Below are 24,795 nucleotides of genomic sequence, written 5' to 3'. Positions count from 1 at the left end.
GTCCGCCCCGCCGAGTGGGCGGCGATCCTCGCGGCCGCGCCCCGCCTGTACGGCGTCGTCCTCAATCCGGCCGGCGGCCCGGGGGACTGCCCGGACGTTGCCTTCGCCGAGACCGTGGCCCGGCCGCGGTCGGCGGGCGTACGGGTGCTCGGCCACGCCGACACCGGCTACGGCACCAGGCCGTACGAGGGCCCCTGGGCGACGTACCGGCGCACGCCCCCGCAGCCCCGGCACCACCCGGTCGGGGTGCGGCTGTGCCGCCTGGTGTACGGCGTACCGTCCGGCGCGGACGTGGCCGCGGCCGCAAGCGAGCACCGTGGACTGCGCGGTGCCCGGCACGGGCGCTCACCCCTGGGGCACGCTGCCCCACGGTGTGGGCTCCACCCGCTGAAGGATCCCCTCGACCGAGGTGCCGGCCAGCAGGTCGGCGAGGGAGCGGCCGCCGGGGGAGAGCACCGGCAGCGCGTTGACCAGGAACAGCACCACCGCGGCGCCCCACACCACCACCGACAGCACGAAGTGGCCCTCGATCAGCAGCACACAGGCCAGGGCGTACACGGCGACGTCGGCGGCGGTGGTGACGACGGCCCGGCGCACGCACTGCCGGGACCGGCGCGGGGTGACCCGCAGCCCGAGCAGGCCCTTGCCGAGGGTGCGGCCGAGCAGCGCGAGACAGGCCCACTGGTAGAGGAACGTGGCGACGACGAGCGCGCCGAAGGCCTCCTCCACGTCGAGCACCGCCTTGTTCCACAGCGACAGACCGAGCGATTCGGAGGCGCCGACGACGTCACCGCGCGAGGTCAGCAGGTCGAAGCCGCCCCGGGTGGCCAGTTCCGGCACGTCGGTGACGAGCGCGGTGATCCGGTGGAAGGTGAGCACGGCGAGCAGCGAGGCCGCCGTCACCACCAGAGCGAAGTCGATGAACCAGGCCACGGCACGGCGCAGCTTCAGCACGGATGTCCCCCGATCACACTTTCCTTGTCCGTGTACCGGCGAAGCCTAACGACCCAGGGACAGCACCACGAGCGCGGTCGTCGCCGACGTCTCCGCGAGGGCGCCGAACACATCACCGGTGATCCCGCCGAACCGGCGCGTGCAGCGGCGCAGCAGGAGTTCGGCCGCGGCGAGGGACAACAGCACCGCGGCCGCCGCACGGAGCCCGCCGAGCGGGCCGAAAGCCGCCCCCCAGGCGGCCGCGCCGAGCGTGCACACGGCCGCGACGGCCAGCGCGCCCGGCACCGGCACCACCCCGGCGACCGCCGCCCCGAGCCCCTCCGGCCGGGCGGCCGGCACCCCGCTGCGCGCGGCCAGGGTGAGCGCCAGCCGGGCCGTGACCGCCGAGATCACCGCCGCCGCGGCGCCCCGCTGCCAGGACTCGCCGTACAGCTGCGCCAGCACGGCGACCTGGGCCAGCAACGCGACGACGAGGGTGATCACCCCGAACGGCCCGATGTCCGACTGCTTCATGATCCGCAGCGCGTCCTCGGCGGGCTTGCCGCTGCCCAGCCCGTCCGCCGTGTCGGCGAGCCCGTCGAGATGCAGACCACGGGTCAGCGCCGCCGGTACGGCGACCGAGGCGACGGCGGCGAGCGGTGCACCGGCGCCCAGGAGGAGGAGCAGCAGACCGAGCCCGGCCGCACCGCAGCCGACGACCAGCCCGGCCACCGGAGCGCCGAGCATGCCCCCGCGCGCGGCCTGCCGGTCCCAGCGGTGCACCCGGACGGGCAGCACGGTGAGCGTGCCGAAGGCGAAGCGGAGGCCGTCGAGAGCGGAGGTTGTGAACACCGGCGCAGGGTACCGGGCCGTCGTGAATGGGCTCGGCGACGCCGAAGACAAAGGGATGTCTACGGGTAATGTGCGCACATGGGGCACTGGTGGGAGCGGAACATCGTGGAGCCGGGCAAGCTCCCGCTGCTGCTGGCCCTGACCGCTTTCGTCGTCACCTTCCTCGTCACCCGGGTCATCACCCGGCTGATCCGGGCCGGCAGGGGGCCCTTCGGCAACGTCAGCGCGGGCGGGCTGCACATCCACCACGTGGTCCCCGGGGTGGTTCTGACGATCGTCGGCGGCTTCGGGGCCGTCGCCAGCGACCGGCACGGGGCCGGCGGGGCCGTCGCCGCGGTCGTCTTCGGCATCGGGGCGGGGCTGGTCCTGGACGAGTTCGCGCTGATCCTGCACCTGGACGACGTCTACTGGACCGAGGAGGGCCGCAAGAGCGTCGAGGCCGTCGTGCTCACCGCCGCCCTGGTCGGTCTGCTGCTGGCCGGGTTCTCGCCGTTCGGGGTCAACGACCTGTCCGCGGAGGAACTCCAGGACCGGGGCACCGTCATCGCCAACATCGGCGTGAACTTCCTCTTCTCCCTGGTCGCCCTGAGCAAGGGCAAGGCCCGCATCGCGATCTACGGCGTGGTGGTGCCCCTGATCGCGCTCGTCGGTGCGGTCCGTCTGGCCCGCCCCGGCTCCTTGTGGGCACGCCGCTTCTACGGCAACCGCCCCCGCGCCCGCGCGCGAGCCGTCCTGCGCGCCTACCACCACGACCGACGCTGGGCAGGGCCCCGGCGGGCCCTTCAGGACTGGATCGGCGGTAAGCCCGACCCGCGCCCGCTCCGGCTGCCCGGCCACCGGTGACGCCGCCACAGCCGGTAGCCGTGCCGGTGCCGCACCACCACCAGCAGGCACAGCGTGCCCACGGCCATCAGCGCGGCCAGGTGCTCCTTGCCCGCCAGGTTCTCCTTGAGCAGCACCTCGGCCACCATCGAAGCGGTCACCGCACCCGCCGTCACATAGGCGCCGTACCGCCAGGCGACGAACACGGCGAGCCCCACCACGGCCGCCGACGGACCGGTGTCCACGACGTGCGCGTCCGTCCAGGGAAGACCGAACGGGGCGTGCGGGCCGAGCGCGATGCCCAGCCGCGCGTACAGCGTCCCGGCGAGCGTGGCGACGTAGGCGATGGTCAGCGTGCGCCACCAGCCCAGGCAGATCTCGGCGATCCCGAACACCAGCAGGATCTGTGCGAGCGCACCCCACACCGGCAGGTCGAGTGCGGGGACGAACAGCGACAGGGGGGTGCGCAGGAGGGCCAGCCCCAGCGGGTCCTCGGCCCGTACGGCACCCACGTTCTGCACGAACTGATAGCCCCACGGCCGGTTCTGCACGTACTGGAGGAGGGCGGTCAGGCACACCGCCGAGACCGTCATCGGTGCCGCCCCCAGGTGCCGCTTGAGCAGGGGCTCGCGCACGGTGACGTACAACAGCCCCCACTCGGCACGGGCCCAGCGGGCGAGCGTCCTCATCAAGCGTTCCTCACCGGTGTGTGTCCAGGTGCCTGCGGTGCAGCCACTTCGGCAGTCCCGGCGCCTCCAGGAAGCCCTCCGCGCGGGCCGCGGCGAGGCCGATGCGCGGCAGGTCCGCGCTCTTCTCGAAGAGCAGGAACCGCGGCTCCCAGATGGGCCGGTACTTGGCGTTGGCGCGGTACAGCGACTCGATCTGCCACCAGCGGGAGAAGAAGCTGAGCAGCGACCGCCACAGCCTCAGCACCGGTCCGGCACCGAGGCGCGCGCCACGTTCGAAGACAGACCGGAACACGGCGAAGTTGAGTGAGACCTGCGTGATCTTGATCTCCTGCGCCCGGCGCAGCAGCTCGATGACCATGAACTCCATCAGCCCGTTCTCGGAGTCCCGGTCCCGCCGCATGAGGTCCAGGGACAGCCCGTGCGGCCCCCAGGGCACGAAGGAGAGCAGCGCGCGCAGTCTCCCGTCGGCGTCCGTGCACTCCAGCATCACGCACCGCCCGTCCTCGGGGTCCCCGAGCCGGCCGAGCGCCATGCTGAACCCGCGCTCGGTCGCCCCGTCCCGCCAGTCGTCCGCACGCTCGATCAGGTACGCCATCTCGCCTGCCGGAATGTCCTCGTGCCGCCGGATGCGCACCTCGTACCCGGCCCGTTTCACCCGGTTGTACGCCTGCCGGACGGTCCGCATCGCCCGTCCCTCCAGGGTGAACTCGGCCACCTCCACGATCGCCTCGTCGCCGAGTTCCAGCGCGTCCAGGCCGTGGCGGGCGTAGACCGTCCCCGCCTCCTCGCCCGCCCCCATCACCGCCGGGATCCACCCGTGCACCCGCGCCTCGGCCAGCCACGGCACGATGGCGCCGGGCCACGCCTCCGGGTCGCCCAGCGGATCCGCGGAGGCCAGGCTCACGCCGCCGACGACACGGTAGGCGACGGCCGCCTTGCCGGTCGGCGACCACACCACGCTCTTCTCCCGGCGCAGCGCGAAATAGCCGAGCGAGTCCCGCTCGCCGTGCCGCTCCAGCAGGACCCGCAGCCGCTTCTCGTCGTCCTCGGTGAGCGGGTCGACGGCGCGCCGGGAGCGGAAGGCGGCGTAGAAGACGGCGAGGACGAGGGCCGTGCTGAGCACGTTGACGGCCACGTTGGCCCAGTTGGGCGGCTCGATCCCGGGGAAGTGGTTCTCGTCCGCGGCCACCGACACCAGCCTGAGGGTGCCGTAGTGCCAGCGCTCCAGGAACGTCGAACGGGCCGCGTCCGGCGCCTGGTTGGTGATCGTCACCAGCACCCCGGCCAGCAGCGAGGCGAGCAGGCCGCCGCCGACGGCGACCGTCGCGGCGAGCCGTGGATTGGACCGGTCGCCCTTGGCGTAGAACTCCCGCCGCCCGGCCAGCAGGGCCGCGACGAACGCCGCCGTCAGCACCAGGGAGATCCAGTTCTGCGCGTACTGTCTGATCTCGGGGAATGCCATCGCGAAGGCGAACAGCACCAGGAAGGACCCGCTGAGCACCAGGTTCAGGATCCACGCGGCCCGCTTGCGCCGCCGCATGGTGATCGCGAGGAACGCGGTGAACAGGCCCGAGGCGAAGCCTGCCGTCAGCAGATACGGAGTGAAGTAGTTCTCCTGGTTGTGCCGGCGCACGTCCTGGCCCAGCGACACCCACACCGCGCTGAGGAAGTTGACGAAGGCGACAGCCCGCAGATACCAGACGGCGAAGGCGGCGGCCCGCCGGGAAGCCCCGGTGGACCGCCGCCCCTGCTCACCGGACTGTTCCGGCTCGTCCTGCTGTTCCGCGGCAATTCGGGCATCTCCCATGGGGGAGGATCATATGGGGCTGCCCCGACGAACCACACTTTTCCTGCCATGGCAGCCCGGCACCCTCGCCAAGGCCGCACATGTTCCGGTGCGATTCCGCGGACCCAGCCGCCCCTCCGCCCGGGCGCGAGGGACTACTCCTTCTCCTCCGGCTCCGTCTCCTTCGGCTCCTCCGACTCCTTCTCGGGCAGCTCGGCGGCCAGGGCGGCGGCGGCCTGCACCAGCGGCAGTGCCAGCAGCGCCCCCACGCCTTCGCCGACCTTCACACCCTGCGTCAGCAGCGGCTCCAGCGCCATCCGGTCCAGCGCCTTCGCCTGCCCCGGCTCCCCGCTGTCGTGCCCGGCCAGCCACCAGTCCGGCGCCCGGAAGGCCACCCGCTGGGCGACCAGCGCACACGCGGCGGCGACCACGCCGTCCAGAATCACCGGCAGCTTCCGCACCGCCGCCTGCAGCAGGAAACCCGTCATCGCGGCCAGATCGGCGCCGCCCACGGCCGCGAGCAGCTGCAACTGGTCCCCGAGTACCGGCCGTGCCCGTCGCAGCGCGTCCCGGATCGCCGCGCACTTGCGCATCCACGCCAGGTCGTCGATGGGCAGCCCGCCCCGCCCGGTCACCACGGACGCGTCGGTCCCGCACAGCGCGGCGATCAGCACCGCCGCCGCCGTGGTCCCGCCCACGCTCACATCGCCGAGCACCACCAGGTCCGTCCCCGAGTCGGCCTCCTCGTCGGCGACGGCGACGCCCGCCAGGAAGGCGGCCTCGGCCTCGTCCGGGGTGAGCGCGTCCTCGGTGTCGACACGGCCGCTGCCGCGCCGCACCCGATGGCGTACGACGTCCTGCGGGAAGGCGTCCGCCGGGCAGTCCAGGGCCATGTCCACGACCCGTACGGGCACGTCGAGGCGGCGCGCGAGCACCGACACCGGGCTGCCGCCCTCCAGCACCTCCCGCACCAGCTGCCCGGCACTGCCCGCGGGCCGCGCCGAGACGCCCAGTTCGGCGATCCCGTGGTCACCGGCGAACAGGACCACCCGGGGCCGCTCGACCGGCCGCACCGGTACGGCGCTCTGCGCGGCGGCCAGCCACTCGCCCAGCTCGTCCAGGCGCCCGAGCGAGCCGGGTGGCACGATCTGGCGCTCCCGCCGGGCCTCGGCGTCACGGCGCACGCCACCGTCCGGGCGCTCGATCAGATCGGAGAAGTCGTCCAGATTAAGGCTGCTCATTCGCCGAACAGTACCGGCAGCGAACGAACCCTTCCGCGCCACACCGCCACCACACCGCCACCACATCGTTGCACCCAAGATCGGTATCCCATACGTTCCGGTTTGCAGTGGAATGTCGCACAGGGAGCCGCCATGCAGCCCTCGCCCCTCGCCCCACGGGTCACCGGCCCGAACGACCCCTTCCAGGAGCCGCGCCGCGAGGACTGCCCCTGGTGCGGGTCCCCGCGCCTGCGCACCCGGATGCGCGCCACCGACCCACTGCGGCACCGGCCGGGCACCTTCGTCGTCGACGAGTGCCGCGACTGCCGCCACGCCTTCCAGAACCCCCGGCTCACGGCGGAGGGCCTCGCCTTCTACCACCGGGACTTCTACGAGAGACACCTGGAGGAGTTCGCCGCCCGCATCCTCTCCGCCCGCGCGGTGCGCCGCCGCCACCGCGCCGCGGCCCACGCGCTCTCGGCGCTCTCCGAACCGGAGAGCTGGCTGGACGTGGGCACGGGGCACGCCCGCTTCCCCGAGGCGGCGAAGGAGTTCTTCCCCTACACCAGCTTCGACGGCCTGGACCCGACGGCCCGCGTGGAACAGGCGTTGCTGGACGGCCGCGTCGAGGAGGCCCACCGGGGCTACCTGACCACCCCCGGGACGGCGGCCCGCCTGCGCGCCCGCTACGACGTGGTCAGCATGTTCCACCACCTGGAGCACGCCCCCGACCCGCGCTCCGAACTCCGCGCCGCCCTCACGGCGCTGCGCCCCGGCGGCCACCTCGTCGTCGAAGTCCCCGACCCGCGCTGCGCGTTCGCCACCCTGCTCGGCAAGTGGTGGCTGCCCTACGGCCAGCCCCGCCACCTCCACTTGATGCCCCTGGCCAACCTGCGTGCGGAGCTGGAGGCGCAGGGCTGCACGATCCTCGTCACGGACCGCAAGGCCCCCCACGTGCCCTACGACCTGTCAGCGGCCCTCTCCCTGGCCCTGGCCCACGTACCCGCACTCTTCAGGGCCTTGGCAGTGCCTGCGCTGGCGCTGGCCTCGACCCTGGACCACCTCATCGCCCCCCTCTCCCACCACACCCGCCTCTCCAACGCGTACCGGATCGTGGCCCGCAAGGGGGTGGGCGCCGTCGGGTAACCGCGGCCCGTGGGCGCCGTCGGGTGTGCGAAGCCGGTGGGCGCCGCCGTGCGACTGCGGGTGCGTGGGGGCTGATCGCGCTAGTTCCCCGCACCCCTTCGGGGCGCTCCTGGCCGCGGGTGAGCGCCCCCACCCCACCGCCCGGCCGCAGCGGACCGCGCCGCTCAACCCCGCAGGACCACAGCCTGTCCGGCCACCACCAGCAGCACCTGCTCGCACTCGCTCGCGAACGCCGCATTCAGCCGCCCGAGTTCATCCCGGTACCGCCGCCCGGACGCCGTCGCCGGCACGATCCCCGAGCCCACCTCGTTGGACACGGCCACCACGGTCCGCCGCGTGGCCCGCACCGCCGCCGCCAGCTCCCGCACCCGCTCGCGCAGCGCCTTCTCACCGCCGTCCGCCCACTCCGCGTCGTCCCACGCCCCGACCGCGTCCATCACATCCGTCAGCCACAGCGACAGACAGTCGATCAGCACCGGCGGCCCGTCCACGGCCAGCAGCGGCACCAGATCGGTCGTCTCCGTGGTACGCCACGACCCCGGCCGCCGTTCCCGGTGCAAGGCCACCCGCGCCGCCCACTCGGTGTCCCCGCCGCGCGTCCCGCCGGTGGCCACGTACAGCACCTCGGGGAAGGCCTCCAGCCGCCGCTCGGCCTCGACCGACTTTCCCGAGCGCGCCCCGCCCAGCACCAGCGTCCGCCGCGGCACGTCCGGCACCTCCTCGTAGGCCCCGACCGCCAGCGTCGTACCGTCCGGCACGGCCCGTGCCCCGGCCGCCGCGAGCTGCCGCCGCACCTCCGCGCCCTGCGGCACGTCGTGGTCGAGATGGACGGCGATCACGTCCGTCGTCGGCGTGAGCGAACCGACCGCCCGCAGACGGGCCAGTGCGTCCGGGCGGCCCACGACATCGGCCAGCACCATCTGGTACGTCTCCGCCGTCGCCTCCTCCAGGCCGGCCGGTGCCCCGCCCGGCGGCAGATACAGCAGCCGCTGCCCGTCCGGCCCGGTCACCGCGTATCCGGTGCCGCCCGCGTCCATCGCCAGGGCCCGCACCCTGTGCCCCGTCAGCAGCGCCAACTCCCGCCCGTCCGGCACCCGTACGGGCTGCGGCAGTCCGGCCGGCACCTCCATCGCGGGCCCGTCGTGCGGATGCGACAGCAGCACCTGCCGTACCCCGCCCAGCGAATGCCCCGACCGTGCGGCCGCGAACGCCGCCCCGGGCGTCAGGTCGAGCAGCAGCGCCCCGTCCACCAGCAACGCGGTGGCCGCCCGCGCGTCCGGCCCCAGGGCGGTCGCGCACACCGCGCAGGGACAGTCGAGGCGGGGCAGCCCCTCGGGGGCACCGGTTCCGAGCAGAGTCACTTCCACGAGATCGATTTTCCCCTGTCCTCGCAGGCGCCGCTCATCCGCAGCTTCCCAAGGGGCGCGGGGCCGTGTCGACATGCGGCTCCGCCGCGCGGGCGCGACAAGCCCCCCCGCCGGCGGATGATCCACAGCATCTAACGGCCGACCCGGCGGAGCGAATACGCTTTCCGCAGGCGTTGGATCAAAGGAGACCCATATGACGGCATGGACGTGGCGGTTCGAGAAGGCCGACGGGACGGAGGTCCAGCCCGCGGTGCAGCCGGAGGAGTTCACGACGCAGGGGGACGCCGAGTCCTGGATCGGCGAGCACTGGAAGGAACTGCTGGAGGGCGGCGCCGACCAGGTGCGACTGTTCGAGGAGAACACCGAGATCTACGGCCCGATGAACCTGCACGCCGACGCGTCGTAACCGGGGGGAGGGGTGGGGAGGGGCCTCCCTCCTCACTGCTCGCCCAGCGTCACCTCCGCCGTTCGCGCGGCGCCGTTGCGCTGGTAGGCCACCGTCGTTCGCTGCCCCGGTTTCGCCACCGCCAGCGCCTCGGACACATCCGTGGTCGTGGTGACCGGGGTGCCGCCCAGCCTGGTGACCACATCGCCCGGCCGCAGGCCCGCCCGGTCGGCCGCGCTGCCGCTCTTCACGGTGACCACCGCGGCCCCGGTCGGCCGGTAGCTGTCGTCCACGACCGTCCGCGCGGTGATGCCGAGCGCGGCCCGCCCCGAGTCGACGACCTTGCCGCTCCTGATGATCTGGCCGGCGACCGTCTTCACCATCGACGCCGGGATGGCGAACCCGATGCCCGGGGCCGCGCTGCCGCCCGGATCGGGGTCGGCGGCGGCGAGCGTCGGGATACCGATGACCTGCCCGTTCAGGTCGACCAGGGCGCCCCCGCTGTTGCCGGGGTTGATCGCGGCCGACGTCTGCACCATGTTCGCGATGGTGGCGCCCGTCCCGCCGCCGCTGCTGCCCTCGCTGACGGTCCGTCCGGTCGCCGACACGATGCCCTGGGTGACGCTGGAGGACAGCCCGAGCGGCGAGCCCATGGCCAGCACGATCTGGCCGACCTGCACCTTCTCGGAGTTCCCGAACGCCGCAGGCTTCAGCCCGTCCGGCACCTTGTCGAGCCTGAGCACCGCGAGGTCCTGGTCCGGGTACGAGTAGACCAGGCCGGCGGTGAGCGGCTCCTCGCTGTTGGCCGTGGTCACCGTGAAGGTCTTCTCGGAGCCGACCACGTGCGCGTTGGTGACGATGTGCCCCCGGCCGTCGTACACGACCCCCGAGCCCAGGTCATGGCTCGCCTCGATCTGCACGACGGACGGCAGGACCTCCTTGATGACCTTCAGGTACTGGCCCTGCAGGTCGCTCACGGAAAGGGGGAGCGCCGTCCCGGCGGTCGAACCGTCCTGTTCGGCGGGCGCCACCGGGGCCCTGCAGCCGAAGGTCAGGAGCGCGGCACACACGAGAGCGGTGACGGAGGCGACCCTCCACGGGGCACGGGTACGGGAAGCGTCCATGCCCCGAGTCTTCGCCGGGGTGAATCACCGGGCCCGTCGTGTACGTCCGAACGGGCTCAGCCCCGCACCCCGCACAGGTGCAGCAGCGCCGCGACCCCCCGGTACGGATCGGTCCGCCCGGCCCGTTCCTCGGCCGCCAGCAGTGCCTCCAGGTCCGCGGGGATCTCCGCGTCGTCCGCCGCCGTGTCGGTGAAGACCCGCACCCCGTACCAGGCGTGCAGCGGGGCCGCGATGCCGGCGAGCGTGGCGCTGAGCGCCGACAGCCGGTCGGCCCGTACGTCCAGGCCGAGGCGGTTGCGGTAGGCGGTGGTGCCGAACGCGGCCAGCGCGCCCGTCCAGTCCCCGGACAGGCCCGGCCGCATGGCGAGCGCGTCGCCGTTGCGCACCAGCAGCGACAGCAGGCCGCCCGGCGCGAGCATCCGGGCCAGACCCGCGACCAGCGGATCGGGCTCCTCGACGTACATCAGTACGCCGTGGCAGAGCACCACGTCGAAGCTGCCCGGCAGGAAGTGCACGCCGGTGTCCCGCCCGTCGCCCTGCACCAGCCGGACCCGCTCGCGGATGCCCTCCGGCTCACCGGCCAGGGCCTCGCGCGCGGCCGCGACCATCGTGGCGTCCTGCTCGACGCCGGTCACCTGGTGACCGAGCCGGGCCAGCCGCAGCGCCTGCGTGCCCTGGCCCATCCCCACGTCGAGCACCCGCAGCCGCTGCCCGACCGGGAACCGTCCGGCTATCTGCTCGTCGAGCTGCCGGGCCACCAGCTCCTGCCGTACGACATCACGCAGCCCGCCGAGCCCGTTCAGCCAGGACTCGGCCGCACCCCCGGTGAAGGCGTCTGCGCTCAGGGCCGCTCTCCGCGCTTGACCTGCGGCTTCGGCAGCCGGAGCCGGCGCATCTGGAGAGAGCGCATCAGGGCGTAGGCGACAGCACCCCGGCGGTTCTGGTCGGGGAAACGCTCCGCCAGCCGCTTCTTGAGCCGGAATCCGCTGACGGCCGCGTCGAGCACGATCAGCACGATCACGACGAGCCACAGCCACAGCGCAATCGCCTGGATCGAGGGCACCCGCACCACGCTCAGCACCAGGATGACCACGGCCAGCGGCAGGAAGAACTCCGCGACGTTGAACCGCGAGTCGACCCAGTCGCGGGCGAACTTGCGGACCGGGCCCTTGTCCCGGGCGGGCAGATAGCGCTCGTCGCCGCCGGCCAGCGCCTGGCGCTGCCGGTCCAGCGCCTGGCGGCGCTCCTCGCGCTGACGCTTGGCGGCGTCCTTGCGCGTCGTCGGCGTGTTGGCGACACTGCGGCGCTGGGACTGGGCCTCACTGCGCTTGGGCGTGGGCCTGCCCTTGGGGGCCTGCGGGTCTCGGGGCTGCTTGGAGTCGGTCACCGCCGCCTTGTCGGCGGGGGCCTTCTCGTCCTTGGCACGGCTACGGAACACAAAACCCAAGCGTAAGGGCTTCACGGGCATGGACCCCAGTCCAATGGGGAACGATCCGGCAACACCGGACGTCTGTAGGGGGACAGAGGGGACGTTGCAGACGCTTCATCCGGCGGCCACCGAGGAGCCGGGAGGGCCTCACCCCGAGGACCACCTACTCCTCACGCCGGAGCGATATTGTCCGCAGTCGTTCTTGGGGATGAGCGCATCACCCCCGGAACAGTGCGGTAATGGAGTCAGGGCCCGTACTGTGGGTTCTGTCGCAGCATCGGTGAGCTGGAGTCCGTCAGAAGGGGGCGCGCGAAGCCCATGAGCGGTGTCATGAAGCGTATGGGGATGATCTTCCGCGCGAAGGCGAACAAGGCCCTTGACCGGGCCGAGGACCCGCGCGAGACCCTCGATTACTCGTATCAGAAGCAGCTGGAGCTGCTGCAGAAGGTGCGCCGCGGCGTCGCCGACGTGGCGACCTCCCGCAAGCGCCTCGAACTCCAGCTCAACCAGCTGCAGCAGCAGTCGTCGAAGCTGGAGGACCAGGGCCGCAAGGCGCTCGCGCTCGGTCGCGAGGACCTGGCCCGTGAGGCGCTCTCCCGCCGGGCGGCCCTGCAGCAGCAGGTGACGGACCTGGAGACGCAGCACACGACTCTCCAGGGCGAGGAGGAGAAGCTCACCCTGGCGGCCCAGCGCCTGCAGGCCAAGGTCGACGCCTTCCGCACGAAGAAGGAGACCATCAAGGCCACCTACACCGCGGCCCAGGCCCAGACCCGTATCGGCGAGGCCTTCACCGGCATCTCCGAGGAGATGGGCGACGTCGGCCTCGCCATCCAGCGTGCCGAGGACAAGACCGCCCAGCTCCAGGCCCGGGCCGGCGCGATCGACGAGCTGCTCGCCTCCGGTGCCCTCGACGACCCCTCCGGCATGGCCAAGGACGACATCGCGGCCGAGCTGGACCGGATCTCCGGTGGTACGGATGTAGAGCTGGAACTGCAGCGCATGAAGGCCGAGCTCGCCGGCGGTTCGCCGCAGCAGGCGATCGAGGGCGGCACCGGCCAGGCTCAGTCCCAGCAGCACCCGCAGGACACCCCGCGCTTCGACAAGCAGTAGTCCGGCGCCGGGACCCCGAGCCGAGGAGGCCGACGTGATCGTACGGATCATGGGGGAGGGCCAGGTGAAGCTGGACGACTCCCACTTCGTCGAGCTGAACAAGCTGGACGACGAGCTGCTGGCGGAGATGGAGAGCGGCGACGAGGAGGGCTTCCGTCGCACGCTCGCCGCTCTCCTGGACTCCGTCCGGCGGCTCGGTGCTCCTCTGCCGGACGACGCCCTGGAACCCTCGGAGCTGATCCTGCCGACGGACGACGCCTCCCTGAGCGAGGTCCGGCAGATGCTCAACGACGACGGGCTGATCCCGGGCTGATCCCGGCGCGGGTCAGCCCAGCGTGAACCAGGTGGTGCGGGACTTCTGCCACTCCGGGTGGGTGAGGTCCTTCGCCTCGGTGCCGTCGCCGTAGAGGTCGGCGGACCCGTCGTCCGTGATCAGCTGCACCCGGGCCCCGGGGACGTCCAGATCGGGCACGGACACGACGGACTCCCAGCCGCCCGCGTCCGCGGTCGGCAGGTCCAGCTTCTTCACGGGCTGGTGCCCGGCCACCCCGTCCCAGGTGTACAGGGCGTACGGGTCGCTGTTGTCGTCGGCCGCCCAGGACCCGGCCAGGATCAGGAACTGGCCCTTGTCGTTGCGGCGCAGGTCACGGATGGACAGACCGCCGAGGTCCAGCTCGATGGGCGTACCGAACGTGGCCTTCGTACCGCGGACCACCTGGTCCATGTTGGTCACCGGCACGATCAGTGCCCTGCCGCCCGACTGCGGCGGCACCAGTGGGGCCCGGAAACCGACGTAGGCGGTGGTGGAGGAACCCGGCGCGAACTCCAGGCCCTCCACGTTGAAGCCGTCCACCTGCTTCGGGGTCTGTCCGGCGGCGGTCGCGGCGGCGAAGCCGTACCGGTCGCCGTTCGCCTCGTCCCAGGTCACCAGGTCGTCGCGCAGACGGTGCCCGGCCGTGCCGAAGGAGAGCGAGGTGGCCGCGCCCGAGCCGGAGACCGTGGTGGTGAACACCGTGTTGCGGTCGGGCTTGTACTCGCCGTCCTTGTTGTTGCCGAGCGAACCCGTCCAGTAGATCGTGTTCCCGACGCGGGTCGCGCCCTCGATGTCGACCTCCTTGTCGGCACCCAGTGCGCCGTCCATGTCCCAGGTCTTCACCGGGGCGCCGGAGGCCGCGCCGTTGTACAGGCGCAGGGTGTTGTCCTCGTCGTTGCCGACGACGATGTACCCGCCGCCGACGTCCACCGCGGCGGAGGCGTCCGAGGCGCCGGTGAGATAGCGGGCGTCGGCGGAGTACTGGACGCTCGGGGAAGCCGCGTAGTGCAGCGTCGTGGTGGCCGTCTTGCCGCCGAGCCCCGTCACCTTCAGCGTGAGGTCCGCGTAGCCCTGGGCGTGCGCGGTGACCGAGACGGTACGGCTGCCTCCGGTGCCCGTGACCGTGACGTCGGAGACGGCCGCCACGGAGGTGCGGGTGCTCCTGGTGGCCGCCACGGTCAGCGCGGAGGCGTCCGCGCCGCTCTGCGCGAGCGTGACGGTGACCGTCGGGTCGCCGGTGCTGCCGACCGCGCCCGACAGGTAGGCCGCCGACAACTTGATCGTCGGCGTGCCGTAGGTGACGGCCTGCGCGGGGGTGACCAGACCGGTCACCGAGACGAGCGCGAGGGCCGCGGCCGACCACAGCGCAGGACGGGACGGCGAGGAGGAAGGGCGCACGAGGGCTGCCTTTCGTCGACAGGACGCATCCGGCCGGACGGCGCGAATGCCGACGAGAAGGTTGAGCATGTACGGCCAACGGCGGGCGTCCGGTTTCCGTACCCTCCGCGAACAGCACGGGACAGCTGACGATCAGTGAGGCCGCAAGCGGGTGAGGCCGTGCGAATGTGCGGACCGGTGGGGGTTGATCGCGCAGTTCCCCGCGCCCCTTCGGGGCGCCTCTCCTGGTTGCGGGCGGTCGTGGGACGTTGCTGGTGAAGGCGTGCGTGTCTGCGGGCCGGTGGGGGCTGGTCGCGCAATTCCCCCCGCCCCTAAGGGGGTTGCGGTCGCTGCACCCTCAGAGTCCATGCACCTAGCCGCGGGCAGTCGTGCCGCTGGGCGGCACGGGTGGGCGCCCCCCGAGCGCCGGGGAGCGGCCCGGCGTCGGCCCCCCAGCACCGGCGCCTGACTGCTGACCCGCGCTGCAACGCGCCGTACTGTTCACAAGGTGAGCACTCTCGAGCGCGCCCGGTGCAGTCTCAAGGCGCACCCCCTCGCACTGGACGCGGCCATCGCCGCCGCCGTACTGGTGTGCATGGTCGTCGGCTCGTTCGTGGTGCCCCGCGGGGACAACGGCGTCACCTGGGGCGTCCGCACCCCGGACCCGCTCAGCCTGCTCCTGATGACCCTCGGCGCCGCCGCGCTCGTCTTCCGCCGCCGCGCTCCCAAGGCGGTCCTCGCCGTCACCGGGACCGTCTCCCTGATCGAGTTCTTCACCGGCGACCCGCGCGCCCCGGTCGCCATGTCCGCCGTCGTCGCCCTCTACACCGTCGCCTCGACCACCGACCGCACCACCACCTGGCGCGTCGGCCTGCTCACCATGACCGTGCTGACCGCCGCCGCCATGCTCGGCGGCACCCTGCCCTGGTACGCCCAGGAGAACCTGGGCGTGCTCGCCTGGACCGGCATCGGCGCGACCGCCGGGGACGCCGTACGCAGCCGCCGCGCGGTCGTCCAGGCCATCCGGGAGCGCGCCGAACGCGCCGAGCGCACCCGTGAGGAGGAGGCCCGCCGCCGCGTCGCCGAGGAGCGGCTGCGCATCGCCCGCGATCTGCACGACGTGGTCGCCCACCACATCGCGCTGGTCAACGTGCAGGCCGGGGTCGCGGCGCACGTCATGGACAAGCGGCCCGACCAGGCCAAGGAGGCCCTCGCCCACGTCCGCGAGGCCAGCCGTTCGGCGCTCAACGAGCTGCGCGCCACCGTGGGCCTGCTCCGCCAGTCCGACGACCCCGAGGCCCCCACCGAACCCGCTCCCGGCCTCAGCCGTCTCGACGAACTCGCCGGCACCTTCCGCAACGCAGGGCTCCCGGTCCAGGTGGCGCGCACCGACCACGGCACCGCGCTGCCGGCCGCCGTCGACCTGGCCGCCTACCGGATCATCCAGGAGGCCCTGACCAACGCGCAGAAACACGCGGGCCCCGACGCCAGGGCCGAGGTCAGCGTCGTACGCGTCGGACCGCACATCGAGGTCACCGTCCTGGACGACGGCGGGGGCGCGGGCGGTGAGCCGGGGGCCGGCGGCGGGCACGGGCTGCTCGGCATGCGGGAGCGGGTCACTGCCCTCGGCGGCACCCTGACCACCGGCCCCCGCTACGGCGGCGGCTTCCGCGTCCATGCGATCCTGCCGGTCAAGACCCGCACCACGGCCCAGGGGGAGCCCGCATGACGATCCGTGTCCTGCTCGCCGACGACCAGGCACTACTGCGCAGCGCGTTCCGCGTGCTGGTCGACTCCGAGCCCGACATGGAGGTGGTCGGGGAGGCGTCCGACGGCGCCGAGGCGGTCCGGCTGGCCAAGGAGCACAGCGCGGACGTCGTTCTCATGGACATCCGGATGCCCGGCACCGACGGCCTCGCCGCCACCCGCCTGATCAGCTCCGACCCGTCCCTCGCCGACGTCCACGTGGTCATCCTGACCACCTTCGAGGTGGACGACTACGTGGTCCAGTCCCTGCGGGCGGGCGCCTCCGGCTTCCTCGGCAAGGGCAGCGAACCCGAGGAACTGCTGAACGCCATCCGGGTCGCCGCGGGCGGCGAGGCCCTGCTGTCCCCGGCGGCCACCAAGGGCCTGATCGCCCGCTTCCTCGCCCAGGGCGAGGGCGACGACGGCCGCGACCCCGCCCGCTCCGAGCGGCTCGGCGCGCTCACCGGCCGGGAGCGGGAGGTACTCGTCCAGGTCGCCGGCGGCCACTCCAACGACGAGATCGCCGAACGCCTGGAGGTCAGCCCGCTGACGGTGAAGACGCACGTCAACCGGGCCATGGCCAAGCTCGGCGCCCGGGACCGGGCGCAGCTCGTCGTCATCGCGTACGAGTCGGGGCTGGTACGCCCGAGGATGGACTGACCTCCACCCGCACGTACTGCGCGCGGAGTAGGGGCCGGATAAGGAAATGGACCTGGGGCCTACAAGACGGCGCTCTGTCATGGCTCAGGGTGGTGGGGTGGGCGCCCACCAGCGCCTCCCGCTTCTGCCGCTCACGGAAACGAGACCCTGAACCATGTCCTGGCTGTCGAGATTCAGCCTCGCGCAACGGGCCCTGATAGGCCTCATGTCGATCGTCGCGCTCGTCTTCGGGCTGATCGCGATACCCCAGATCAAGCAGCAGCTGCTGCCCACCATCGACCTGCCCATGGTGTCGGTCATCGCGCCGTACCAGGGCGCCTCGCCCGACGTCGTCGAGAAGCAGGTCGTCGAGCCCATCGAGGACAACCTCCAGGGCGTGGACGGCGTCACCGGCGTCACCTCCACGGCCAGCGAGGGCAACGCCGTGATCATGGCGTCCTTCGACTACGGCAACAACACCAAGCAGCTGGTCTCCGACGTCCAGCAGGCCGTCAACCGGGCCCGCAACCAGCTCCCGGACGACGTCGACCCGCAGGTCGTCTCCGGCTCCACGGACGACATGCCGACCGTGGTCCTCGCCGTCACCTCCGGCAAGGACCAGCAGGCCCTCGCCGACCAGCTCGACAAGACGGTCGTCCCGACCCTGAAGGACATCGACGGCGTCGGCCGCGTCCAGGTCACCGGCACACGCGACCTCCAGGTCGCCGTCACCCCGAACGACGCGAAGCTGGCGCAGGCGGGTCTCACCTCCGCCGCCCTCGGCCAGGCCCTGCAGGCGGGCGGTGCGACCGTGCCGGCCGGCTCCTTCGACGAGGACGGCGCCAACCGCACCGTCCAGGTCGGCGGCGGCCTCACCTCGCTGCAGCAGATCCGGGACCTGATGGTCACCGGCGAGGGCGTCAAGAAGCCCGTGCGCCTCGGTGACGTGGCCACCGTGAAGGAGCAGCCGGCCCCGTCCGACTCCATCACCCGCACCGACGGCCGGCCCAGCCTCGCCGTCAACGTCACCATGGACCACGACGGCAGCGCGGTCTCCATCTCGAACGCCGTCAAGGACAAGCTGCCCGACCTGCGCAAGGACCTCGGTTCCGGCGCCAGGCTGACGGTCGTCAGCGACCAGGGCCCGGCCGTCTCCAAGTCCATCAAGGGGCTGACCACGGAGGGCGCGCTCGGCCTGCTCTTCGCCGTCCTGATCATCCTGGTCTTCCTGGCCTCGGTCCGCTCGACGCTGGTCACGGCGGTGTCCATCCCGCTGTCCGTCGTCCTCGCGCTGATCGTGCTGTGGACCCGCGACCTGTCCCTGAACATGCTCACCCTGGGCGCACTGACCATCGCCATCGGCCGGGTCGTCGACGACTCGATCGTGGTCCTGGAGAACATCAAGCGGCACCTGGGCTACGGCGAGGAGCGCAAGGACGCCATCCTGAACGCCGTGCGCGAGGTAGCCGGCGCGGTCACCTCCTCCACCCTCACCACGGTCGCCGTGTTCCTGCCGATCGGCCTGGTCGGCGGCATGGTGGGCGCCCTGTTCGGCTCGTTCAGCATCACGGTGACGGCGGCCCTGCTGGCCTCCCTCGTCGTCTCGCTGACGGTCGTGCCCGTCCTGTCCTACTGGTTCCTGCGCGCCCCGAAGGGCACCCCGAAGGACGCCGACGAGGCGCGCCGCCGGGCCGAGGAGAAGGAGGCGAAGAGCCGCCTCCAGCGCTTCTACGTCCCCGTCCTGCGCTTCGCCACCCGCCGCCGGTTCACCAGCCTGCTGATCGCGGTGGTCGTCCTGGTCGTCACGTTCGGCATGTCCGGACTGCTGAAGACGAACTTCTTCGACCAGGGCGAGCAGGAGGTCCTGACCGTCAAGCAGGAGCTGAAGCCCGGCACCAGCCTCGCGGCCACCGACGCCCAGGCCAAGCGGGTCGAGAAGCTGCTCGCCTCCACCGACGGGGTCAAGGACTACCAGGTCACCGTCGGCTCCTCCGGCTTCATGGCGGCCTTCGGCGGCGGCACGGACACCAACCAGGCGTCGTACCAGGTGATGCTGAAGGACTCGAAGTCCTACGACGACGTGCAGAAGCACCTCGAGGACGGGCTGAAGAAGCTCAAGGGCATCGGCACGACCACCGTCTCGGCCGGTGACGGCTTCGGCAACCAGGACCTCAGCGTCGTGGTGAAGGCCTCCGACCCGCAGGTGCTGAGCGAGGCCGCCGACCGGGTGCGCTCCACCGTGGCCGGGCTCGACGACGTCACCGACGTCACCAGCGACCTCGCGCAGAGCGTGCCGCGGATCTCGGTCAAGGCGGGCCCCAAGGCGGCCGCGGCCGGGTTCGACGACCAGAAGCTGGGCGCCGCGGTCGCGCAGGCCGTGCGCGGTACGACGGCGGCCAAGGCGATCCTCGACGACACCGAGCGCGACGTCGTCGTGAAGTCGGCCAAGCCCGCCACGACCCTGGCCCAGCTGAAGGCGCTGCGCCTCGGCCCGGTGAAGCTCGGCGACATCGCGACCGTGAAGCTGGTGGACGGGCCGGTGTCGATGACCCGCATCGACGGCCAGCGTGCCGCGACCATCAAGGCCAAGCCGACCGGTGACAACACGGGCGCGGTCAGCACCCAGCTCCAGTCGAAGATCAAGGCCCTGAAGCTCCCGGCGGGCGCCAAGGCGGAGATCGGCGGCGTGAGCTCGGACCAGGACGACGCGTTCAAGAACCTGGGCCTGGCGATGCTGGCGGCGATCGCGATCGTCTTCATGCTGCTGGTGGCGACGTTCCGCTCGCTCGTCCAGCCGCTGATCCTGCTGGTCTCGATCCCCTTCGCGGCGACGGGCGCGATCGGCCTGCTGGTCGCCACCGGTACCCCGATGGGCGTTCCGGCGATGATCGGCATGCTGATGCTGATCGGCATCGTGGTGACCAACGCGATCGTGCTGATCGACCTGATCAACCAGTACCGCAGGCAGGGCTACGGCGTCGTCGAGGCCGTGGTGGAGGGCGGCCGCCACCGTCTGCGCCCGATCCTCATGACGGCCCTGGCGACGATCTTCGCCCTGCTGCCGATGGCCCTGGGGGTCACCGGCGAGGGCGGCTTCATCGCCCAGCCGCTGGCCGTGGTCGTGATCGGCGGTCTGATCTCGTCCACGCTGCTGACCCTGCTCCTCGTCCCGACGCTCTACGCGATGCTGGAGCTCCGCAAGGAGCGCCGCGCGACGAGGCGGGCCGCGAAGAAGGGCGTACCGGCTCCGGAGCAGTCCGCCTCCGACGAGCCGGAGCCGGAGCCGGAGCCGGAGCCGGCGGGAGTCTGACAGACCCGCACCCGCGTCCCCTCCCTCACAGGCTTTTCCTATCCTGTGATCTCGAACTGCTCTGCGGGGGAGGGGGAACGGGGCGGTGGCTTTGCACGAGGGCGACCCCGGGTCGCTGGGTGGGTACCGGATCGTCGACCGGCTCGGCGCCGGCGGCATGGGCGTGGTCTACCGGGCGAGGGCCCGGTCGGGCCGTGAGGTCGCCGTCAAGGTGGTGCACGCCCAGTACGCCGAGAACGCCGTCTTCCGCGCCCGATTCCGGCAGGAGATCGAGGCCGTCCGCAAGGTGAGCGGCGCCTTCACCGCACCGGTGGTGGACGCCGACCCGGAGGCCGTCCGGCCGTGGATGGCCACCCAGTACGTGCCCGGCCGCTCGCTCTCCGCGGGCATCCGGGCCAACGGCCCGCTGTCCGGTGCCGAACTGCGACGGCTCGCCCTCGGCCTGGTGGAGGCGCTGCGCGACATCCACCGGGCCGGGGTCGTGCACCGCGACCTCAAGCCGGCCAACGTCCTGATGGCCGACGACGGTCCCCGCGTCATCGACTTCGGCATCTCGCGCGCGGCGGAGAACCAGACGCTGACCGAGACCGGGAACCTGATGGGCACCCCGCCCTTCATGTCCCCGGAACAGCTCACGGACGCCCGTTCGGTGGGGCCCGCATCGGACGTCTTCTCGCTCGGCGCCCTGGTCGTGTTCGCCGCGACCGGCCGTGGCCCCTTCGACGCCGACAACCCCTATCTGACGGCGTACCGGGTGATGCAGGAGGAGCCGGACCTGGCTGCGGTCACCGAGCCGCTGCGCACGGTCCTGTCCCGCTGCCTGGCCAAGGACCCGGCGGCTCGGCCCGCCCTCGACATGCTGGCCGCCGAGTTCGCGTCCGCCCTGCCCGAGTCGTCCGCCGACGATGCGTACACCGTCCCGCAACGTCACCAGGACCCGGAACCGACCCGCCCGCCGACCGCGGCCCCTTCCGCTTCCCCTTCCGGCTCCGGCCCGCTGGAGGCTTCGGCCGCGTCGGGCCCGGGGAGCGCACCGGCCCCGGCAGGGGCCGGGGCCGTCGGGGTCCTTCCGGTATCCGGTTCCGAGTCCGTGACCGGCCCGATGGTCCCCGAGCCTGCCCTCGGCCCGATGGTCCCCGAGCCTGCCCTCGGCCCGATGGTCCCCGAGCCTGCCCTCGGCCCGATGGTCCCCGAGCCTGCCCGCGGTCCGGCGGACGACGCCCCCGCGTCCCCGGCACGCAGCCGCCGACTGCCGTACATCGCCGGTGCGGTCGGCGTGCTGGTGGCCGCGCTCATGGCCTATCTGCTCGGGCCGCTCAAGGGCGGCGGCGCCGAGGCGGGCCACGCGCCGAGCCCGTCCGCCACGTCCCGCTGGCAGGCGGTGCCGGACGGCTGGCGCCCCTGGCGGACGACGGTGTTCGCGGACGCCGCCGGCGGAGTCGTCAAGGCGCCCGCCCCCGCGAGCGAGGGATCACTGTCCTGCGAGACGGCCGGCGGCGCTCTCTACTGCGCCGGAGACAGTGTCCTGCCGGTCCGTCTCGACGCACTGACCGGCAAGCTGCTCTGGCGCACCGACGACGGGCCGTCCGGCAGGAGCGCGAGCCGGTACGAGAACTGGATCCTCGGCGTGCACGACGGTGTGGTGCTCCTGCGCCGGAACTCGTTCCTCGACGTGGGGAGCGTCGCCCAGCCGTCCGTCGTCGCCCTCGACACCGGCACCGGCAGACAGCTGTGGTCCCGCCCGGTCGGGGAGGCGGCGGGCAATGCGCCGTACCTGGCCGCCGGTGTCGCCCTCGTACCCGACCGCGACGGTGGCCGGACCTTCACCGCGCGCTCCCTGCGCGACGGCACCAGCCGCTGGTCGGTGACCCTGCCTGCCGACCACGCCTGCAGTTTCCACGACCCCGGCGGGGGCCTGTACGCCGTGTGCAGCCGTTACACGGGCGCCCACCCGGAGACCCTGCTGCTCGCCGTCGACCGGACCGACGGCACGACCCGGGCGCTGGCCACCCTCAAGGTCCGCACCGAGTATCTCGGCGTCCTCGACGGCCGGCTGGTGTTCGCCGAGGAGGGTGCGCCGAAGAACTCCGGCCCGGACGACACCGCCTACGCGCGCGCGATCCTCGTCGACCCCAGGACCGGGGCACAGGACACGGTACGGCTCGCGGACAAGCCCACGGGGGCCGTGTCGCTCGTGGCCGGCATGCTCTGCTTCACCGTCTCCAACGGCCAGGTCACCGCCGTCTCACCGCGGACGGGCAAGCGGCTGTGGCGGACCCGGACGACCCTGGAGCAGCCGGGCAGCCCGGTGGCCGACGGACGGGGCCGCACGGTGTTCCTGCCCAGCGTCACCGGCCGGGTGGCCGCCCTGGACGCCCGCGCGGGCACGGTGCTCTTCGAGTCGTACCCGGGTGCCGACGGCGCCCAGAGCGGCTATCCCGCGCTGGTGTTCCGCGACCGGGGTGCGCTGACGGTGGCCGCTCCCGACGGGACGGTCTTCTCCCTCGACCCGGCGCACCCGGGCCGCACTCCGGCGTCGGCCTGAACGGGCACCCGACGCCGGAGGGACCGCGACCGGCTACGGCAGCGCCAGCATCCGCTCCAGCGCGAGCTTGGCGAACGCCTCCGTCTCCTTGTCGACCTCGATCCGGTTGACCAGGTTGCCCTCGGCCAGGGACTCCAGGGCCCAGACCAGGTGGGGCAGGTCGATGCGGTTCATGGTCGAGCAGAAGCAGACCGTCTTGTCGAGGAAGACGATCTCCTTGTCCTCGGGAGCGAAACGGTTCGCCAGTCGGCGGACCAGGTTCAGCTCGGTGCCGATGGCCCACTTGGAGCCGGCCGGGGCCGCCTCCAGCGCCTTGATGATGTACTCGGTCGAGCCGACGTAGTCCGCCGCGGCCACGACCTCGTGCTTGCACTCGGGGTGCACCAGGACGTTCACACCGGGGATGCGCTCGCGCACGTCGTTCACCGAGTCCAGGCTGAAGCGGCCGTGGACCGAGCAGTGGCCGCGCCACAGGATCATCTTCGCGGCCCGCAGCTCCTCGGCGGTCAGTCCGCCGTTCGGCCTGTGCGGGTTGTAGACCACGCAGTCGTCCAAGGACATGCCCATGTCCCGCACCGCGGTGTTGCGGCCCAGGTGCTGGTCGGGCAGGAACAGGACCTTGTCGCCCTGCTCGAAGGCCCAGTCGAGGGCGCGCTTGGCGTTCGACGAGGTGCAGATGGTGCCACCGTGCTTGCCGGTGAACGCCTTGATGTCCGCCGAGGAGTTCATGTACGAGACCGGCACCACCTGCTCGGCGATGCCCGCCTCGGTGAGCACGTCCCAGCACTCGGCGACCTGCTCGGCCGTGGCCATGTCGGCCATGGAGCAGCCGGCCGCGAGGTCCGGCAGGACGACCTTCTGGTCCGCGGAGGTCAGGATGTCCGCCGACTCCGCCATGAAGTGCACACCGCAGAAGACGATGTACTCGGCCTCCGGGCGCGCGGCCGCGTCCCGGGCCAGCTTGAAGGAGTCGCCTGTGACGTCGGCGAACTGGATGACCTCGTCGCGCTGGTAGTGGTGGCCGAGCACGAAGACCTTGTCGCCGAGCTTCTCCTTGGCCGCGCGGGCGCGCTCGACCAGGTCGGGGTCGGACGGCGAGGGAAGGTCGCCGGGGCACTCGACACCCCGCTCGCTCTTCGGGTCGGCCTCACGGCCGAGCAGCAGCAGGGCGAGCGGAGTCGGCTGCACGTCGAGCTCCGGGGTCTGGGCGGTGGTCACGACACGCACCCTTTCTACTTTTCGTCTAACTGACGCTATCTATCATAACTGCTTCACGTCACTTTGACGATGCCCATAGCGTCGGTGTGACGTGAATCCCGCCCGGACCCCGCCACGCTCCGCCAGGTCCCTCCACAGGCCGCTGTCCGCCTTCGCGGGCATGTGCGAGCATGAGGGCGGAAGGAAAACGCGACCACGCGAATGCCCGGCCCGGAATGAATCCGCGGAAACGCCGGTTGCACTGGTCGGCAAGCAGTCTCCGTACAACCCGGGAGAGATGTAGATGTCCGTATCGGACGAGACCACCACCGTCACCGACGGCATCATCCTGACCGACGCCGCCGCGTCCAAGGTCAAGGCGCTGCTCGACCAGGAAGGCCGCGACGACCTGGCGCTGCGCGTCGCCGTCCAGCCCGGCGGCTGCTCCGGCCTGCGCTACCAGCTCTTCTTCGACGAGCGCTCGCTCGACGGTGACGTGGAGAAGGACTTCGGCGGGGTCAAGGTCGTCACCGACCGGATGAGCGCCCCGTACCTGGGCGGCGCCACCGTCGACTTCGTGGACACGATCGAGAAGCAGGGCTTCACGATCGACAACCCGAACGCGACGGGCTCCTGCGCCTGCGGCGACTCCTTCAGCTGAGTCGGCCCCGGCCTGACGGCAAAGGCGGGGGGGGGGCGCCGGCCCGGGGGGCGCGCCGGTGACTGGAGGGCCGCCGAGGAGGGTGGGCCGATGTAGAGGGGCACCTGTGGGAGGCAGAGGGGGTGTGCGGACGACAGAAGGGGC

21 protein-coding genes are annotated in these 24,795 nt (G+C 72.3%); 10 read left to right on the top strand and 11 right to left on the bottom strand.

The features are described from left to right. Positions 1–345 precede the first annotated feature (345 nt). Positions 346–954, bottom strand: coding sequence for an RDD family protein (locus AB0H32_RS22280; protein ID WP_361123285.1), 609 nt, complete (start codon positions 952–954; stop codon positions 346–348). 45 nt (positions 955–999) lie between these two features. Further along, entirely contained in the window at positions 1,000–1,785 is a 786-nt protein-coding gene (locus tag AB0H32_RS22275) for an adenosylcobinamide-GDP ribazoletransferase (RefSeq protein ID WP_361123282.1), read from the bottom strand. 78 nt (positions 1,786–1,863) lie between these two features. Between AB0H32_RS22275 and AB0H32_RS22270 the strand changes: the two genes are divergently transcribed. After that, positions 1,864–2,628, top strand: coding sequence for a hypothetical protein (locus AB0H32_RS22270; protein ID WP_361123279.1), 765 nt, complete (start codon positions 1,864–1,866; stop codon positions 2,626–2,628). Here the strand turns inward: AB0H32_RS22270 and AB0H32_RS22265 are convergent. The 3 genes from AB0H32_RS22265 to cobT form a co-directional block, all read right to left on the bottom strand. Next, on the bottom strand, positions 2,568–3,296 hold the full coding sequence (locus AB0H32_RS22265; protein ID WP_361123276.1) for a hypothetical protein: 729 nt from the start codon (positions 3,294–3,296) through the stop codon (positions 2,568–2,570). The two genes, AB0H32_RS22270 and AB0H32_RS22265, sit on opposite strands and share 61 nt — an antisense overlap. Before the next feature lie 10 nt (positions 3,297–3,306). After that, positions 3,307–5,103: a phosphatidylglycerol lysyltransferase domain-containing protein gene (locus tag AB0H32_RS22260; protein ID WP_361123273.1), complete on the bottom strand. Its 1,797-nt coding sequence runs from the start codon at positions 5,101–5,103 to the stop codon at positions 3,307–3,309. A 134-nt stretch (positions 5,104–5,237) separates the two neighbouring features. Then, complete coding sequence (gene cobT / locus AB0H32_RS22255; RefSeq protein WP_361123270.1) at positions 5,238–6,323, bottom strand: nicotinate-nucleotide--dimethylbenzimidazole phosphoribosyltransferase; 1,086 nt, start codon at positions 6,321–6,323, stop codon at positions 5,238–5,240. 132 nt (positions 6,324–6,455) lie between these two features. On the opposite strand from cobT, the gene AB0H32_RS22250 reads away from it, so the two are divergent. Beyond that, positions 6,456–7,448, top strand: coding sequence for a class I SAM-dependent methyltransferase (locus AB0H32_RS22250; protein ID WP_361123266.1), 993 nt, complete (start codon positions 6,456–6,458; stop codon positions 7,446–7,448). Between the two features lie 164 nt (positions 7,449–7,612). On the opposite strand, the gene AB0H32_RS22245 is transcribed toward AB0H32_RS22250, so the two are convergent. Then, positions 7,613–8,815 (bottom strand): bifunctional adenosylcobinamide kinase/adenosylcobinamide-phosphate guanylyltransferase, encoded by a 1,203-nt coding sequence (locus tag AB0H32_RS22245; RefSeq protein WP_361123263.1) that lies wholly within the window; start codon positions 8,813–8,815, stop codon positions 7,613–7,615. A 193-nt stretch (positions 8,816–9,008) separates the two neighbouring features. On the opposite strand from AB0H32_RS22245, the gene AB0H32_RS22240 reads away from it, so the two are divergent. After that, positions 9,009–9,221 (top strand): hypothetical protein, encoded by a 213-nt coding sequence (locus tag AB0H32_RS22240; protein ID WP_361123260.1) that lies wholly within the window; start codon positions 9,009–9,011, stop codon positions 9,219–9,221. 32 nt (positions 9,222–9,253) lie between these two features. On the opposite strand, the gene AB0H32_RS22235 is transcribed toward AB0H32_RS22240, so the two are convergent. The 3 genes from AB0H32_RS22235 to AB0H32_RS22225 all read right to left on the bottom strand — a co-directional run bounded on the left by AB0H32_RS22235 (position 9,254) and on the right by AB0H32_RS22225 (position 11,792). Next, positions 9,254–10,324 (bottom strand): trypsin-like peptidase domain-containing protein, encoded by a 1,071-nt coding sequence (locus tag AB0H32_RS22235; protein WP_361123257.1) that lies wholly within the window; start codon positions 10,322–10,324, stop codon positions 9,254–9,256. 56 nt (positions 10,325–10,380) lie between these two features. After that, the gene (locus AB0H32_RS22230; RefSeq protein WP_361123254.1) at positions 10,381–11,082 is read right to left on the bottom strand and encodes a methyltransferase domain-containing protein; all 702 of its coding nucleotides are present in this window, start codon (positions 11,080–11,082) and stop codon (positions 10,381–10,383) included. A gap of 83 nt (positions 11,083–11,165) precedes the next feature. After that, entirely contained in the window at positions 11,166–11,792 is a 627-nt protein-coding gene (locus tag AB0H32_RS22225; RefSeq protein ID WP_361123251.1) for a DUF3043 domain-containing protein, read from the bottom strand. 279 nt (positions 11,793–12,071) lie between these two features. Between AB0H32_RS22225 and AB0H32_RS22220 the strand changes: the two genes are divergently transcribed. Next, a complete protein-coding gene (locus tag AB0H32_RS22220; RefSeq protein WP_361123248.1) occupies positions 12,072–12,863 on the top strand; it encodes a PspA/IM30 family protein in 792 nt (263 codons plus the stop codon). Between the two features lie 34 nt (positions 12,864–12,897). After that, entirely contained in the window at positions 12,898–13,176 is a 279-nt protein-coding gene (locus AB0H32_RS22215) for a hypothetical protein (RefSeq protein ID WP_361123245.1), read from the top strand. Positions 13,177–13,188: 12 nt separating this feature from the next. On the opposite strand, the gene AB0H32_RS22210 is transcribed toward AB0H32_RS22215, so the two are convergent. Further along, positions 13,189–14,574, bottom strand: coding sequence for a DUF3616 domain-containing protein (locus AB0H32_RS22210; protein ID WP_361123242.1), 1,386 nt, complete (start codon positions 14,572–14,574; stop codon positions 13,189–13,191). 487 nt (positions 14,575–15,061) lie between these two features. On the opposite strand from AB0H32_RS22210, the gene AB0H32_RS22205 reads away from it, so the two are divergent. The 4 genes from AB0H32_RS22205 (at position 15,062) to AB0H32_RS22190 (ending at position 22,793) form a co-directional block, all read left to right on the top strand. Then, positions 15,062–16,282, top strand: coding sequence for a histidine kinase (locus tag AB0H32_RS22205; RefSeq protein WP_361123239.1), 1,221 nt, complete (start codon positions 15,062–15,064; stop codon positions 16,280–16,282). Next, a complete protein-coding gene (locus AB0H32_RS22200) occupies positions 16,279–16,959 on the top strand; it encodes a response regulator transcription factor (RefSeq protein WP_361123236.1) in 681 nt (226 codons plus the stop codon). The genes AB0H32_RS22205 and AB0H32_RS22200 overlap by 4 nt, the downstream gene beginning before the upstream one ends. 154 nt (positions 16,960–17,113) lie before the next feature. Then, positions 17,114–20,248, top strand: coding sequence for an efflux RND transporter permease subunit (locus AB0H32_RS22195; protein ID WP_361123234.1), 3,135 nt, complete (start codon positions 17,114–17,116; stop codon positions 20,246–20,248). Positions 20,249–20,333: 85 nt separating this feature from the next. Then, a complete protein-coding gene (locus AB0H32_RS22190) occupies positions 20,334–22,793 on the top strand; it encodes a protein kinase (RefSeq protein WP_361123231.1) in 2,460 nt (819 codons plus the stop codon). 33 nt (positions 22,794–22,826) lie between these two features. Here the strand turns inward: AB0H32_RS22190 and nadA are convergent, their stop codons facing one another. After that, on the bottom strand, positions 22,827–24,011 hold the full coding sequence (gene nadA / locus AB0H32_RS22185) for a quinolinate synthase NadA (protein WP_361123228.1): 1,185 nt from the start codon (positions 24,009–24,011) through the stop codon (positions 22,827–22,829). A 283-nt stretch (positions 24,012–24,294) separates the two neighbouring features. Here nadA and AB0H32_RS22180 point away from each other — a divergent pair, with 283 nt between their 5' ends. Then, the gene (locus AB0H32_RS22180; protein ID WP_016435777.1) at positions 24,295–24,651 is read left to right on the top strand and encodes an iron-sulfur cluster assembly accessory protein; all 357 of its coding nucleotides are present in this window, start codon (positions 24,295–24,297) and stop codon (positions 24,649–24,651) included. Positions 24,652–24,795: the final 144 nt, after the last annotated feature.

The organism is Streptomyces sp. NPDC020362 (assembly GCF_040642095.1).
Lineage (GTDB): Bacteria > Actinomycetota > Actinomycetes > Streptomycetales > Streptomycetaceae > Streptomyces.
Note: the sequence above shows the minus strand (reverse complement) of the source record. Positions and strands in the feature narration are given on the sequence as shown.

Coding starts and splice junctions, on each gene's coding strand:
- AB0H32_RS22270 (WP_361123279.1), top strand. CDS start 1,864: ATGGGGCACTGGTGGGAGCGGAACATCGTGGAGCCGGGCAAGCTCCCG.
- AB0H32_RS22265 (WP_361123276.1), bottom strand. CDS start 3,296: ATGAGGACGCTCGCCCGCTGGGCCCGTGCCGAGTGGGGGCTGTTGTAC.
- AB0H32_RS22260 (WP_361123273.1), bottom strand. CDS start 5,103: ATGGGAGATGCCCGAATTGCCGCGGAACAGCAGGACGAGCCGGAACAG.
- cobT (WP_361123270.1), bottom strand. CDS start 6,323: ATGAGCAGCCTTAATCTGGACGACTTCTCCGATCTGATCGAGCGCCCG.
- AB0H32_RS22250 (WP_361123266.1), top strand. CDS start 6,456: ATGCAGCCCTCGCCCCTCGCCCCACGGGTCACCGGCCCGAACGACCCC.
- AB0H32_RS22240 (WP_361123260.1), top strand. CDS start 9,009: ATGACGGCATGGACGTGGCGGTTCGAGAAGGCCGACGGGACGGAGGTC.
- AB0H32_RS22235 (WP_361123257.1), bottom strand. CDS start 10,324: ATGGACGCTTCCCGTACCCGTGCCCCGTGGAGGGTCGCCTCCGTCACC.
- AB0H32_RS22225 (WP_361123251.1), bottom strand. CDS start 11,792: ATGCCCGTGAAGCCCTTACGCTTGGGTTTTGTGTTCCGTAGCCGTGCC.
- AB0H32_RS22220 (WP_361123248.1), top strand. CDS start 12,072: ATGAGCGGTGTCATGAAGCGTATGGGGATGATCTTCCGCGCGAAGGCG.
- AB0H32_RS22200 (WP_361123236.1), top strand. CDS start 16,279: ATGACGATCCGTGTCCTGCTCGCCGACGACCAGGCACTACTGCGCAGC.
- AB0H32_RS22195 (WP_361123234.1), top strand. CDS start 17,114: ATGTCCTGGCTGTCGAGATTCAGCCTCGCGCAACGGGCCCTGATAGGC.
- AB0H32_RS22180 (WP_016435777.1), top strand. CDS start 24,295: ATGTCCGTATCGGACGAGACCACCACCGTCACCGACGGCATCATCCTG.